Here is a 13,433-nt window from a genome sequence, read left to right on the forward strand (position 1 = left end):
GATAACCAGGGGCGTGATCGCCAATCCTCGCGAGGATAGTGACACGGCCGTCGCGCGGTGCCCCAAGCGGTGACGTCGGTACCCACCCCTCGAGCAATTGGTCACCCCGCACTGTGCCCGGTTCAGCCGACTGACGGCGACCGAAGCGGCTAGCGTGATTTCATCGCTCGCGGTAGCCGCTTCGAGAGTCAGGAAGGCGCGTCTGGCATGGAGAGAAAAACGGTCGAAAAGCCTGAGGACGCGTCGCTACTGAAGGTCCTCGGCAACTGGGACGTGCTGGCACTGGGCTTCGGCGCGATGATCGGTTTCGGCTGGGTGGTGCTCACCGGGGACTGGATCGGGTCGGCGGGCACCCTCGGGGCAGTGCTGGCCATGACGGCCGGCGGCGTCATCATGGCGATGGTCGGCCTCACGTACGCCGAACTCACCGCAGCCATCCCCAAGGCGGGCGGCGAACACAACTTCCTACTTCGCGGCATGGGGCCGCGGTGGTCGTTCATCGGCTCCTGGGGGATCGTCGGTGGATACGTGACCATCGTGGCGTTCGAGGCCGTGGCCCTGCCCAGAACCGCGTTGTACCTCTTCCCGGACCTCAACCAGGTTCGCTTGTGGGAGGTCGCGGGAAGCGAGGTGTATCTGACCTGGGCGCTGGTCGGCGCGATCGCAGCGGTCATCATCACGACCATCAACATCCTCGGCGTCAAATTAGCCAGCGCGGCACAGACATTCGTCGTTCTGCTGCTGCTGATCATCGCGCTGATGCTGGTCGTCGGCTCCTTCACCGGCGGGTCCACCGACGACATGCAGCCGCTGTTCACCGGCGGCGCGGCAGGGTTCTTCGCGGTCCTCGTCGTGGTGCCGTTCCTCTTCGTCGGATTCGACGTCATCCCGCAGTCCGCAGAGGAGGTGAACGTCCCCGCCCGTCAGGTCGGGCGCCTGGTCGTCATCGCGGTGATCCTCGCGACCATCTTCTACCTCATCACGATCGTCACCACCGCGTCCGCGATGCCCCCTGGCGAACTGGCTGAGATGGACATCGCCACCGCAGACGCATTCGGAGTGCTGTTCGGCAACGACTTCATGGCCAAGGTGCTGATCGCCGGCGGCATCGCCGGAATCCTCACCTCGTGGAACTCGCTGCTGCTCGGCGCATCTCGATTGATGTACTCGATGGCGCGCTCCGGCATGCTGCCGGCCTGGTTCGGCAAGCTCCACCCGAGGTTCCGCACCCCGATCAACGCGCTGCTGTTCATCGGCGGGCTGTCCTTCCTCGCTCCGTTCCTGGGCGAGGCGATGCTGGGGTGGCTCGTCGACTCCGGGTCGCCGAGCATCGTCATCACCTACCTTCTGGTCTCGATCGTGTTCCTGATCCTGCGCCGACGCGAGCCGCAGATGGACCGGCCGCTTCGGGTCGGTGGACGTGGAAAGGCCGGTCTGGCGATCGGCGGCGCGGCCGTCGTGCTCTGTGTCGGGTTGCTGAGCCTCTACCTGCCTGGCATGCCCGCGTTCCTCGACCCGCAGCCGTGGATCCTGTTCGGTGCGTGGTGGCTGCTCGGCGCATACTTCCTGTTCCGCATCCCGACGGGCATCGAACCGGGCGAAGACGCCGAACATCGTCTACTGGAAGCGATCAACCGGCGTGCAGACGAAAGGTGAAGCGACGCGACTCATCTCGATCGACCAGATAGCGGCGGCCGCCGATCGGCTCAGACCGGTGGTGCGACGTACGCCGGTGATCGCCTCGCGGGTGCTCTCGGAGCGAACCGGCCAGCAGGTGTACTTCAAATGCGAGAACCTGCAGCGCACAGGATCGTTCAAACCCCGCGGGGCGTACAACCGGATCGCGAACCTCTCCAGCGACGAGCGGGCCCGCGGCGTGGTCGCTGCCAGCGCCGGCAACCACGCGCAGGGCGTTGCCTGGGCCGCGACCGAGCTCGGGATCGCGTCGACGGTCTTCATGCCGGTCAACGTCGCGCTGCCCAAACTGGCAGCGACCAAGGCCTACGGCGCGCAAGTGCACCTGACCGGCGAGACGATCGACGACGCCCTGGTTGCCGCGCGCGAATACTCCGAACAACACGGTGCAGTCCTGATCCACCCGTTCGATCATGTCGACGTGGTGGCCGGGCAAGGCACCGTCGGCCTGGAGATCGTCGAGCAGATTCCCGATGTCTCCACCATCGTCGTGCCGACCGGCGGAGGTGGTCTGCTCGCCGGAATCGCCTCGGCTGCCCACGCTTTGGCACCTCAGGTCCAGGTGATCGGGGTGCAGGCCGCGAGCGCTGCCGCATGGCCGGGTTCGTTGGCCGCCGGGCATCCCGTGCGGGTGGGGTCCATGCAGACCATGGCCGACGGTATCGCGGTGCGGCTGCCGGGGGACGTTCCCTACGCGCATGTGGCGGAGCTCGCCCAGTCGGTTCTGACGGTCAGCGAAGAGGCACTGTCCCGCGCGCTGCTGCTCTGCATGGAGCGCGCGAAACTGATCGTCGAACCCGCCGGTGCGGCGGCCGTCGCGGCGCTGATGACAGGCGACCTCGACCTCCGCGGCCCGGTGTGCGCCGTCCTGTCCGGCGGCAACATCGATCCGCTGGTGCTCACGCATGTGATCACGCACGGCCTGCGTGCCGCGGGCCGGTATCTGGCGGTGCGAGTGACCATTCCGGACCGCCCCGGCGGGCTGAGCCGGTTGCTCAATGTGGTCAGCGAGACCGGGGCGAGCGTGCTCGACGTGGTGCACTCGCGCACCGCGCCGACGCTGGCTCTGGACGAGGTCGAGGTGATGCTCACCGTCGAGACCCGAAGTGAAGCACATCGACAGGCGGTGCTCGACACCCTCAGCGGTGCGGGGTTCACCGTTGACGCGCAGTCGTGAGCACACCCAGCTGGGATTGCGGCCCGGGATGCGGGTGCATCATCAGGCCGGTGCCGCCTCGCCAGTAGGCTCACCGCGTGACCGGCGAGACCCGCCCCGAGCTCCAGCGCGATGCCGAGCGCACCCGCGCGGAGCTACTCGCCGTGGCCACCGAGGTGTTCGCACAGTCCGGATTCTCGGGCGCGCGGGTCGACGTGATCGCCGCACGCACCCGCACCACCAAGCGGATGATCTATTACTACTTTGGCGGCAAAGAAGGCCTCTACATGGCCGTACTGGAGAATGCCTACCGCGGGATCCGCGACGCCGAACAGCGCCTGCAGGTCGACCACGTCGATCCGGTCATCGCGATGCGTAGCCTGGCGGAACTGACGTTCGATCACCACCTCGACCACCAGGCCTTCATCCGCCTGGTCGCCATCGAGAACATCCATCGCGGGGAGTTCATCAGCCGAATCGGGTCGCTTCGCAGCCTCGCCCGACCGGCGACAACGCTCCTCGATGAAATCTTGCAAAGCGGCCGTGACCACGGCGTTTTCCGCACCGACGTCGACGCGCTCGACGTGCACCTCCTGATCAGTTCGTACTGCGTGTTCCAAGTCGCGAACCGGTACACCTTCGGCTTCCTCTTCGACGTGGACTTCACCGATCCGGTGACGCGAGCCCATACCCGCCGCATGCTCGGCGACATCGTCATCGGCTGGCTGACCGCCATCTGACGAGCGATTCCGCTCACATTCCGACGGTTGACGAGACGGGCGACACAGTGCTCTACTGAGTTAACGAACTAGTTAGTACATTGCGTGGAAGGGTGAGCAGTGAGTTGCAGCCCGTACCTGGTGGGTCTCGTCGGACAGGGCGTCCGCCCGTCCCTGACTCCCGCCCTTCACATGGCCGAGGGCCGAGCCAACGGTCTCGACTACGTGTACCGCACCATCGACCTCAACCACCTCGGTCTCGCGGCCGGGCAGATCGGGGAAATCCTGAGGTGGGCGCGCGCACTGGGCTTCAACGCACTCAACGTCACCCACCCATGCAAGCGGCTGGTGATCCCCCACCTGGATACGATCGTCGACGACGCCGCGGAACTGGGCGCGGTGAACACGGTGGTCTTCGAGTCGGACCGCACCGTCGGCTATAACACCGACGCACCCGGTTTCAGCACGGGGTTCGTCGAAGGCCTGCCCGGGGCGGCCATCGCGAACGTGATCCTGCTGGGCGCGGGGGGCGCGGGAGCGGCCGTCGGACATGCGCTCCTGGCTCTGGGCGCCGAGCACCTGACCGTCGTCGACCTCGACGTCGACCGTGCCGTGGCGCTGGCCGGCGAGCTCGCCGAACGGCACCGGGGCGCCCACGTCGACGCCTCCGCATACGACAAGCTGTCGGTCTTGTTGCCGCACAGCGACGGTGTCGTGCACTGCACACCGACCGGCATGGCGGACCACCCGGGCATGCCGTTCGACGCGGCACTTCTGCACCCGGCCTTGTGGGTGGCCGACATCGTCTACCGCCCACTGAACACCGCGCTGCTCACCGTGGCCCGCAACGTCGGTTGCCGAACGCTCGACGGCGGTTACATGGCCGTCCATCAGGCGACCACCGCATTCGAACTGATCACCGGGATCACTCCGGACGCCGAACGAATGTCGCGGCACTTTCGCCACCTTGCCGGGTGACCGCCCGCTTGACAGACCACTGAAGGAAATGAGGAGGAGCCCATGAGCGAGGCCACGAGCAAACCACTCGACGGTGTGCCCGAACGGACGCCCAAGAAAGCTGCGCTGGCCAGCTTCATGGGAAGTGCGGTCGAGTACTACGACTTCTTTGTCTTCGGTTTCGTTGCCGCACTGGTCTTCCCGGAGGTCTTCTTCCCCGAGGGCAACGACACGGTGGCGTTGGCCCAGTCATTCGCCACGCTGGGCGTTGCCTACATTGCGCGGCCCATCGGCGCCTTCGTGATCGGGCACTTCGGTGACCGGCTCGGGCGCCGCAACGTCCTGATGTTCACGCTGGTGCTCATGGGCGTGTCGACGTTCGCGATCGGCTGTCTGCCCACCTACGAGACCGTCGGAGCGCTCGCGCCCATCCTCCTGGTGACATGCCGTCTGCTGCAGGGCTTCTCCGCCGCAGGTGAGCAGGCGGGCGCCAGTTCGCTGACGCTGGAACACTCCCCTGACCACCAGCGGGCCTTCTTCACCTCCTGGACGCTGACCGGCACCCAGGGCGGTCTGATCCTCGCCTCACTCGTCGTCATCCCGATCGTCGCGTTGCCTGACGACGCTTTGTACTCGTGGGGTTGGCGAGTTCCCTTCTGGCTCAGCGCGGTCGTTGTGGTGGTGGCCTACTTCATCCGTCGCAAGCTGCACGAGACCCCGGAATTCGAAGAGGTCAGGGCCTCGGGCACCATCGCCCGGATGCCGTTGGTACCGCTGATGCGCAGCCACTCGCGGGACGTGCTGCGGGTGTTCTTCTGTGCCTTCATCGCCGCCGTGTCAACGGTGTTCGCCAACCTCGCCATCGCCTATGGCAAGGAGATGGGACTCAACGCCGACGTGACGTTGTGGCTGGTGGTGGTCGCAAACGTGGTGGCCCTGTTGACCCAGCCGTTGTTCGGCAAGCTCGCCGATCGCATCGGACGCAAGCCGGTCTTCATCTATGGCGCGCTGTCCTCGGCGGCGATCATGCCGTTCTACCTGCTGTCGATGAGCGGCGACGACGTGGTGCTGATGTTCGCGCTGGCGGTCGCCACCTTCTCGTTCGGCTACGCCGCGGCCAACGCCGTGTGGCCGTCGTTCTACGGCGAGATGTTCTCCACCCAGGTGCGGTTCTCCGGACTGGCGATCGGTACCCAATTGGGCTTCCTGGTGGCGGGTTTCGCGCCGGCGATCGTCACCGCACTTGGCGGCGTGCAGGAGGGCGGCTGGGTGGTCATCAGCGTCTTCACCGCTGTCGTGTGCCTCATCGCCACGGCCTCGGCTCTCACGGCCAAGGAGACGAAGGACGTCTCGACCGAACTGCTGGGCGCGAAGAGTCCCGGCTCGGCGCGGGTACTCGTCGATCACTGAACACCCGCCGACCGGTTGCGACACCGCCGCACCTGACCTTCTGGAGTCCTCACCGTGCCGAACAAGACTGCCATCCCCGACACCGGTTCCGACACCGCGATCGCCAGCCAAGACGCGATCACGGCTCAGATGGCCGACATCGCGTCCGCCTACCCGCAGGCCGGCGTCGAGGAGACGCAACCGCGTCTCGACTACGCGCCGTACCGCAGCAGCCTGTTGCGCCATCCGACCAAGGACCTACACCAGGCCGACCCGGAGGGTGTCGAATTGTGGGGCCCGTGCTTCTCCGAACGCGACGTCCATCCACTGGAAGCCGATCTCACCGTCCAGCACGGCGGTGAGCCGATCGGTGAACGGACCGTCGTGACGGGCCGGGTGCTCGACGGGGACGGCCGGCCGGTGCGCGGGCAACTCGTCGAGATCTGGCAGGCCAACGCCGGTGGTCGTTACATCCACAAACGCGATCAGCACCCCGCGGCGATCGACCCGAACTTCACGGGGGTCGGCCGCTGCCTGACCGATCACGACGGCACGTACCGGTTCACCACCATCAAGCCCGGGCCGTATCCGTGGAAGAACCACCGCAATGCGTGGCGTCCGGCGCACATCCACTTCTCCTTGTTCGGAACGGAATTCACGCAGCGGATGATCACCCAGATGTACTTCCCGGGCGATCCGCTCTTCGGCCTCGACCCCATTTACCAGTCGATCGTCGATCCGAGGGCGCGCGACCGACTGGTCGCCGTCTACGATCACGACGTCACCACGCACGAGTGGGCCACCGGGTACCGGTGGGACATCGTGCTCACGGGTGCGACGCGCACCCCTTTCGAGATCCCCGACCACGCGGGTGATCACCGATGACGCCGCCGCTGACCGCCACGCCCGGCCAGACCGTCGGACCCTTCTTCGGCTACGCGCTGCCGTTCGAGCGGTCCAACGAACTGGTGCCGCCCGGCTCGCCGGACGCGGTGCAACTGTCGGGAGTGGTCTTCGACGGCCACGGCCGACCCGTGCCCGACGCGCTGTTGGAGATCTGGCAGGCCGACGCCGACGGCAGGATCCCCACCGCCGCAGGCTCACTTCGCCGCGACGGCTTCACCTTCACCGGGTGGGGCCGGGCCGGCACCGGCGATGACGGGCGGTACAGCTTCTCCACCGTCATCCCCGGCGCGACTCGACCCGGGACCCCGCAATTCATTCTCGTCACCGTGTTCGCCCGCGGACTGCTCAACCGGTTGTTCACCCGCGCCTACATTCCGGGGGAGCACCTCGCCGACGACCCGCTGTTGGCTGCACTTCCGGCCGAACGGCGCGAGACCCTCATCGCGAACCGCGACGGACGCGGGCTGCGCTTCGACATCCAATTGCAGGAAGCCGCAGGCAAACCGGAGACCGTCTTCCTGCGCTACCCGGGGCACCCGCGATGACCGACCTGTTCTGGCCCGGTGACCACCTCGCTGGCGACCTGATGAGTGACGGAGCCTTCCTCGAGGCCATGGTGGCCGTGGAGCAGGCGTGGCTCGACGCACTGGTCAGGGCGGGGATCGCCCCACCGGAGGCGCGCGCCGACCTCAGCGGCGTCCTCGCCGACGGCGACCTCGGTGCGGTGGCCCGACGGTCCGACGTGGACGGCAACCCCGTCAGTGCGCTGGTCGCGCTTCTGCGCGAGCGTTCGGACGCGGCCACCGCCCGTTGGCTGCACCGGGGTCTGACGAGTCAGGACGTGCTCGACACAGCGCTGATCGTCTGCGCGCGGGACGCCCTCGAGAAGATCGCCGACGAGGGCGCCGAGCAGGTCCGAACTCTGACCGATCTCGCCGAGAAACACCGAGCCACACCAACGCTCGCACGGACGTTGACCCAGGCTGCCCTTCCGACCACCCTGGGCGCCCGGATCGCCCACTGGCTGGACGGCGTGCTGGACGCCGCCGAGCCGCTGGCGGGGCTGAGGTCGTCGTTGCCGGTACAAGCCGGCGGCGCCGCGGGCACCCTTGCGGCCGCGACCGAACTGGCCGGTTCGGTTGACGGCGCCGTCGCGTTGAGCGACGCATTGGCCGAGCACCTCCATCTGGCACCCGCCTTGCCCTGGCACACCACGCGGTCGGCGATCACTCGCATCGGCGACGCGATGGTGACCTGTTGCGACGCTTGGGGCCACATTGCCTCCGACGTCGCGACGGCGAGTCGGCCCGAGATCGGCGAGATGTGCGAAGGACGCGGTGGCGGGTCGTCGACCATGCCGCACAAGAACAATCCGGTCCGCTCGGTGTTGATCCGCCGCGCGGCGGTCACCGCGGGCCCGTTGGCGGCCACCCTGCACGCCGCGTCGGCCGCGAGCGTTGACGAGCGCTCCGACGGCGCCTGGCACGCGGAATGGGCGACGCTGCGGACGCTGACGCGGCACACCGTTGTCGCCGCGGTGCACACGACTGAACTGGTATCGGGCCTGCAGATCGACGAGGACCGCGCCGCAGCCAATCTCGACGCCGCGCCGGGTTTGCTCTCGGAGCAGCGCGACATGACCGAACTGACCGGGCGTGCCGCGCTCCCCGAATATTCGGGCGCCGTGGACCGCTTGGTCGGCGCGACGCTGAGCAGAGCGCGCCGCTTCGTCAAGGAGTCTTCATGAGCCCGGCCGTGGCCACCGTCGACTTCGGCGGGCCCGAAGAGGGTCCGCTGATCCTGCTCGGCCCGTCGCTCGGCACCTCCGCGGCCACCTTGTGGGGTGCCGTCGCCGAACGGCTCAGCGCGCAGGCCCGCGTCGTCGGCTGGGACCTGCCCGGGCACGGACGAAGCCGACCGGGCGGACCGTCGAGCATCGCCGAACTGGCCGCGGCGGTGGTCGAACTCGCCGACCGGCACGGCGCGGAGACGTTCCACTACGCGGGCGACTCCGTCGGTGGCTGCGTCGGTCTGCAGATCGCCCTCGACGCTTCGGACCGGATGGCAACGGCGACGCTGCTGTGCACCGGTGCGGTGATCGGCACGCCGGACGGTTGGCGCGACCGGGCCGCCGCCGTGCGTGCTGACGGCGTGGCCGCGATGGTCGACGCGGCCCCCGGACGTTGGTTCGCGCCCGGTTTCCCCGAGCAGCACCCCGGCGTGTGCGCCGCGCTCCTGGACAGCCTGAGACACACGGACCCGCAGTCCTATGCGCACATTTGCGAGGCGCTGGCTGACTTCGACGTCGTAGCGCAGTTGCCCGACATCGTCACGCCGGTGCTCGCCGTTGCCGGCAGCGAAGACCTCCCCACCCCACCGGAATCGTTGCAACTCATCGCCGCCGGTGTTCGCGACGGCGAGGTCGTCGTGTTGGACGGAGTGGGGCACCTTGCACCGGCGGAGGCGCCGGACCGCGTCGCCGCCCTCATTGCGCAACGGGCCGGACTTCCGCAACGGCCTGCCACCCAGACCCCCGACGACGTCTACCGGGCCGGGATGGCCGTCCGACGGGAGGTGCTCGGCGACGCCCACGTCGACCGCGCCACCGCGGCCGCCGACGAACTGACCACCGACTTCCAGCGCATGATCACCGAATACGCCTGGGGCGGGATCTGGACCAGGCCGGGTCTGGACCGCCGCAGTCGATCGATGATCACGCTCACCGCGCTGATCGCACGCGGCCATCACGAGGAATTCGCGATGCACCTGCGCGCGGCGCGGCGCAACGGGCTGAGCAATGACGAGATCAAGGAGCTGATCATGCAGACCGCCATCTACTGTGGCGTTCCCGACGCCAACAGCGCCTTCCGCATCGCCTCCGACGTGCTGCCGGACGTCGACCGACGTGGTGATGCGTGATGGTACTGATCACCAATGATGCGCAAGCCGCGGTAGCCGGAATCGAAGACGGCGCAACCGTTCTGGTGGGCGGCTTCGGCATGGCCGGCATGCCGACCGTGTTGATCGACGCACTGATCGCCCAGGGCGCCACCAACCTGACCATCGTCAGCAACAACGCCGGCAACGGCGACACCGGACTGGCGGCGCTGCTGGCTGCCGGCCGGGTCGACCGCATCATCTGCTCGTTCCCGCGGCAAACCGATTCCTACGTGTTCGACGAGCTGTATCGCGCGGGCAGGATCGACCTCGAGGTGGTCCCGCAGGGCAATCTCGCCGAACGCATGCGGGCCGCGGGTGCCGGCATCGGCGCCTTCTACTCGCCGACGGGGTTCGGCACCGACCTCGCGGCGGGTCGCGAATCCCGCACGATCAACGGACGCGACTACGTGTTGGAGTACCCCATCCACGGCGACGTCGCTCTGATCGGCGCCTACCGCAGTGACCGGATGGGCAACCTCGTCTACCGCAAGACGGCGCGCAACTTCGGGCCGGTCATGGCGACGGCGGCCGACCTGACGATCGTCGAGGTGTCCGAGGTCGTCGAGACAGGCGCCATAGACCCGGAATGCGTTGTCACACCGTCGATATACGTCGATCGAGTGCTCGATCTCGAAGCGGCGGGTGTCGGCGTATCGGAGGCGTCATGACCATCGCACTCACCGTGTCGCGCACCGTCGAGCACCTTGACCGGCCGGCGTTGGACCGCGACGAGATCGCCCAAGCCGTCGCCTCCGACATCCCGCGTGGCTCCTTCGTCAACCTGGGCATCGGACAGCCGACGAAAGTTTCGGACTATCTCTCGCCTGAGAGCGGAGTCGTTCTGCACACCGAGAACGGCATGTTGGGAATGGGCCCGGAAGCACACGGCGAGGAGATCGATCCCGACCTGACCAACGCCGGAAAGATGCCGGTGACCGAGTTGCCCGGCGCCGCCTACTTCCACCATGCGGACTCGTTCGCGATGATGCGCGGCGGACACCTCGACGTGTGCGTGATGGGCGCCTTTCAGGTGTCCGCGCACGGCGATCTGGCTAACTGGCACACCGGCGCGCCAGGGTCGATACCCGCGGTCGGGGGTGCCATGGACCTGGCGATCGGCGCCAAGGACGTCTTCGTGATGATGAGCCTGTTCGCGAAGGACGGGACGCCGAAACTCGTTGCAAACTGCACCTATCCGCTCACCGGGTTGTCCTGCGTCAGCCGCGTGTACACCGAATCGGCCACATTCGCCGTCCGGCCCGAGGGCGTGCGAGTCATCGCGACCTACGGGGTGTCCTTCACCGAACTCGTCCACCGACTAGAGGTGCCGCTCAGACGGGTGGAGGAGTAGCAACTGATGCCTACCGTGATCGTCATGAACGGGCCGAACCTCAACCTGCTCGGCACGCGGGAACCCACCCACTACGGTTCGAGCACCCTCGATGACGTCGAGAAGCTCTGCCGGGCGGTCGGCGACGACCTCGCCCTGGACATCGATTTCCTCCAGTCCAATCACGAAGGGGTGTTGATCGACAGGATCCACGCCGCCGGAGCCGACTGGCGGTCGGGAAGTCTGCTCGGCGCAGTGTTCAACCCAGGGGCGTACGCGCACACCTCGATAGCGCTGCGCGACGCGATCAAAGGTGCCGAGCTTCCAGTGATCGAAATGCACGTGTCGAACGTTCACCGGCGCGAAGCCTTCAGACACCATTCCTACATTTCATCGGTCGCCACGGGCGTGATCGTGGGTCTGGGAGTCAAAGGCTACGAATTGGCCATCCGATCCCTCGCCGATCAAGGAGAGCAACCGTGACTTTCAGCGCGAAGCGCCATGCGAAAACCATTGCCACTGTTTGTCTGTCGGGAACACTCGACGACAAGCTCGTCGCTGCAGCGCACGCCGGGTTCGACGGCGTCGAACTGTTCGAACCCGATCTCATCGCATCGACATCCAGCGCGAATCAGGTGCGCGAGCAATGCGAAGACCTCGGATTGGAAATCGTCCTCTATCAGCCGTTCCGAGACCTCGACAGCACCGATCCAGAACAGTTCCGCCGTAATCTGAAACGACTCGATCGCAAGTTCGACGTCATGGCCGAGCTCGGTGCCGGGTTGATCTTGGTGTGCTCCAACGCGTCCGCAGACGCGGTGACCGATTTGGACGAGCTGGCAACACAACTGCGTGCCGCGGGTGATCTCGCGCAGCGTCGCGGAATGCGGATTGCCTACGAGGCGCTGGCATGGGGGAGCACCGTCAATCTGTGGCAGCAGTCCTGGGATGCGGTTAGTAGAGCCGATCACCCGGCTGTCGGCCTGTGCCTGGACAGCTTTCACATCCTGTCGAGATCCTCGGCTCTCGCCAACCTCGACGAGGTTCCGGGCGACAAGATCTTCTTCGTCCAACTCGCCGACGCTCCGCACAAGGACATGGACGTCCTGCAATGGAGTAGGCACTACCGACTGTTTCCCGGGGAAGGCGCGTTCGACCTCACCGCGTTCACCAAGGCCGTATTGAAAGCCGGCTATCGCGGCCCCTTGTCGCTGGAGGTATTCAACGATGTCTTCCGGCAAGCCTCACCCGTCCGCACGGCCATTGACGCGGTTCGCTCGTTGGAAGCCTTGGCAGCCGACCTGGACGAACGCCGGACACCCTCACGGATCCACGCCGCGTTCATCGAATTGAGTGTCACTCCGACGAACCTCGCGAGCGCGGAGCGAGCGCTGACAGCGCTGGGATTCTCGCGCGCGGCGAAACACCGTTCGAAGCCGGTCGCCGTCTGGACGCAGAACGACGCCACCATTCTCGTGAGCGTCTCGACCGACGCCGCAGAGGACGACTCCACATCGATCGCGGCGATCGGGTTCGAAACCGACGACCCGTCCCGGGTGGCTGCGGCCGCAGAAGGGCTGCATGTTGCCGCGCTGCCGCGCGTGGTCCGTCCCGGGGAGGCCGACCTGCCGGCCGTAGCCGCACCCGATGGCGTGTCGGTCTTCTTCGTCTCCGCCGATCGCGATCCGTTGGACTGGCGTAGAGATTTCGAATCCGAACCGTCGATCAACGCCGTCTTCGACGGGGGCATCTCCGGTATCGACCACATTTCAGTGACAGCGCCGTTCGACCGGTACGACGAATGCGTCCTGTTCTATCGATCCGTACTCGGGATGCTCACCGAAGAGGTAGCCGAATATCCCGGCCCTTACGGCCTGGTGCGCAGTCATCTGCTGCGGACGCGAGATTCGAGCGGGTTCGGTGTGGCGCTCGACGGCCCGTTACTGCGGCGCGGTAGGTGGTCACCTGGCGTTCAGACTCCCCAGCACATCGCGTTGACGACCCGGGACATCATCGGCACGGTGTCGAAGATGTCGAGCGATGCGCCGATGCTGCAGATCTCGGCCAACTACTACGACGACCTACAGGCCCGGCTCGACCTGACCGACGAGTTCGTCTCTACGCTGATGCGGCACAACATCCTCTACGACCGGCGGGCGGGCGGCGAGTACCTGCACGCCTACACCACGGTGATCGGCTCTCAGGTCTACTTCGAGATCGTCGAGCGGCGCGGCGACTACCGCGGTCGCCCAGTCGCCGACGCCCCGATCCGGATGGCCGCTCACGTCGCCGCACGCCGGGGTAAGGCGACCTCGAACAGCGTTCCACCTTCAGGATAAGA

At 66.8% G+C, this 13,433-nt stretch carries 13 protein-coding genes; all 13 read left to right on the forward strand.

Features of this window, described 5'->3' with window-relative positions:
* Positions 1 to 207 precede the first annotated feature (207 nt).
* The 13 genes from BHQ18_RS13865 to BHQ18_RS13925 all read left to right on the forward strand — a co-directional run bounded on the left by BHQ18_RS13865 (position 208) and on the right by BHQ18_RS13925 (position 13,431).
* A complete protein-coding gene (locus BHQ18_RS13865) occupies positions 208 to 1,656 on the forward strand; it encodes an APC family permease (protein WP_069414201.1) in 1,449 nt (482 codons plus the stop codon).
* A gap of 13 nt (positions 1,657 to 1,669) precedes the next feature.
* A complete protein-coding gene (gene ilvA / locus BHQ18_RS13870; protein WP_069414358.1) occupies positions 1,670 to 2,872 on the forward strand; it encodes a threonine ammonia-lyase in 1,203 nt (400 codons plus the stop codon).
* Positions 2,873 to 2,949: 77 nt separating this feature from the next.
* The gene (locus BHQ18_RS13875; protein ID WP_069414202.1) at positions 2,950 to 3,591 is read left to right on the forward strand and encodes a TetR/AcrR family transcriptional regulator; all 642 of its coding nucleotides are present in this window, start codon (positions 2,950 to 2,952) and stop codon (positions 3,589 to 3,591) included.
* Between the two features lie 99 nt (positions 3,592 to 3,690).
* Positions 3,691 to 4,548: a shikimate dehydrogenase gene (locus tag BHQ18_RS13880; protein ID WP_069414203.1), complete on the forward strand. Its 858-nt coding sequence runs from the start codon at positions 3,691 to 3,693 to the stop codon at positions 4,546 to 4,548.
* A gap of 42 nt (positions 4,549 to 4,590) precedes the next feature.
* A complete protein-coding gene (locus tag BHQ18_RS13885) occupies positions 4,591 to 5,937 on the forward strand; it encodes an MFS transporter (RefSeq protein WP_069414204.1) in 1,347 nt (448 codons plus the stop codon).
* A 129-nt stretch (positions 5,938 to 6,066) separates the two neighbouring features.
* Positions 6,067 to 6,801, forward strand: coding sequence for a protocatechuate 3,4-dioxygenase subunit beta (gene pcaH / locus BHQ18_RS13890; protein WP_084294071.1), 735 nt, complete (start codon positions 6,067 to 6,069; stop codon positions 6,799 to 6,801).
* A complete protein-coding gene (pcaG, locus tag BHQ18_RS13895; RefSeq protein ID WP_069414206.1) occupies positions 6,798 to 7,367 on the forward strand; it encodes a protocatechuate 3,4-dioxygenase subunit alpha in 570 nt (189 codons plus the stop codon). Before pcaH ends, pcaG begins: the two co-directional genes overlap by 4 nt.
* Positions 7,364 to 8,569, forward strand: a complete 1,206-nt coding sequence (locus BHQ18_RS13900) for a lyase family protein (protein ID WP_069414207.1) — start codon at positions 7,364 to 7,366, stop codon at positions 8,567 to 8,569. Before pcaG ends, BHQ18_RS13900 begins: the two co-directional genes overlap by 4 nt.
* A complete protein-coding gene (gene pcaDC / locus BHQ18_RS13905; protein WP_069414208.1) occupies positions 8,566 to 9,741 on the forward strand; it encodes a bifunctional 3-oxoadipate enol-lactonase/4-carboxymuconolactone decarboxylase PcaDC in 1,176 nt (391 codons plus the stop codon). Before BHQ18_RS13900 ends, pcaDC begins: the two co-directional genes overlap by 4 nt.
* Positions 9,741 to 10,430, forward strand: a complete 690-nt coding sequence (locus BHQ18_RS13910) for a 3-oxoacid CoA-transferase subunit A (RefSeq protein ID WP_069414209.1) — start codon at positions 9,741 to 9,743, stop codon at positions 10,428 to 10,430. The genes pcaDC and BHQ18_RS13910 overlap by 1 nt, the downstream gene beginning before the upstream one ends.
* Positions 10,427 to 11,113: a 3-oxoacid CoA-transferase subunit B gene (locus tag BHQ18_RS13915; protein WP_084294056.1), complete on the forward strand. Its 687-nt coding sequence runs from the start codon at positions 10,427 to 10,429 to the stop codon at positions 11,111 to 11,113. Before BHQ18_RS13910 ends, BHQ18_RS13915 begins: the two co-directional genes overlap by 4 nt.
* Positions 11,114 to 11,119: 6 nt before the next feature.
* The gene (aroQ, locus tag BHQ18_RS13920; protein WP_069414210.1) at positions 11,120 to 11,575 is read left to right on the forward strand and encodes a type II 3-dehydroquinate dehydratase; all 456 of its coding nucleotides are present in this window, start codon (positions 11,120 to 11,122) and stop codon (positions 11,573 to 11,575) included.
* Positions 11,572 to 13,431 (forward strand): sugar phosphate isomerase/epimerase and 4-hydroxyphenylpyruvate domain-containing protein, encoded by a 1,860-nt coding sequence (locus tag BHQ18_RS13925; protein WP_069414211.1) that lies wholly within the window; start codon positions 11,572 to 11,574, stop codon positions 13,429 to 13,431. Before aroQ ends, BHQ18_RS13925 begins: the two co-directional genes overlap by 4 nt.
* The last annotated feature ends 2 nt before the right edge of the window (positions 13,432 to 13,433 follow it).

It is taken from the genome of Mycolicibacterium flavescens (genome assembly GCF_001722335.1).
Lineage (GTDB): Bacteria > Actinomycetota > Actinomycetes > Mycobacteriales > Mycobacteriaceae > Mycobacterium > Mycobacterium flavescens.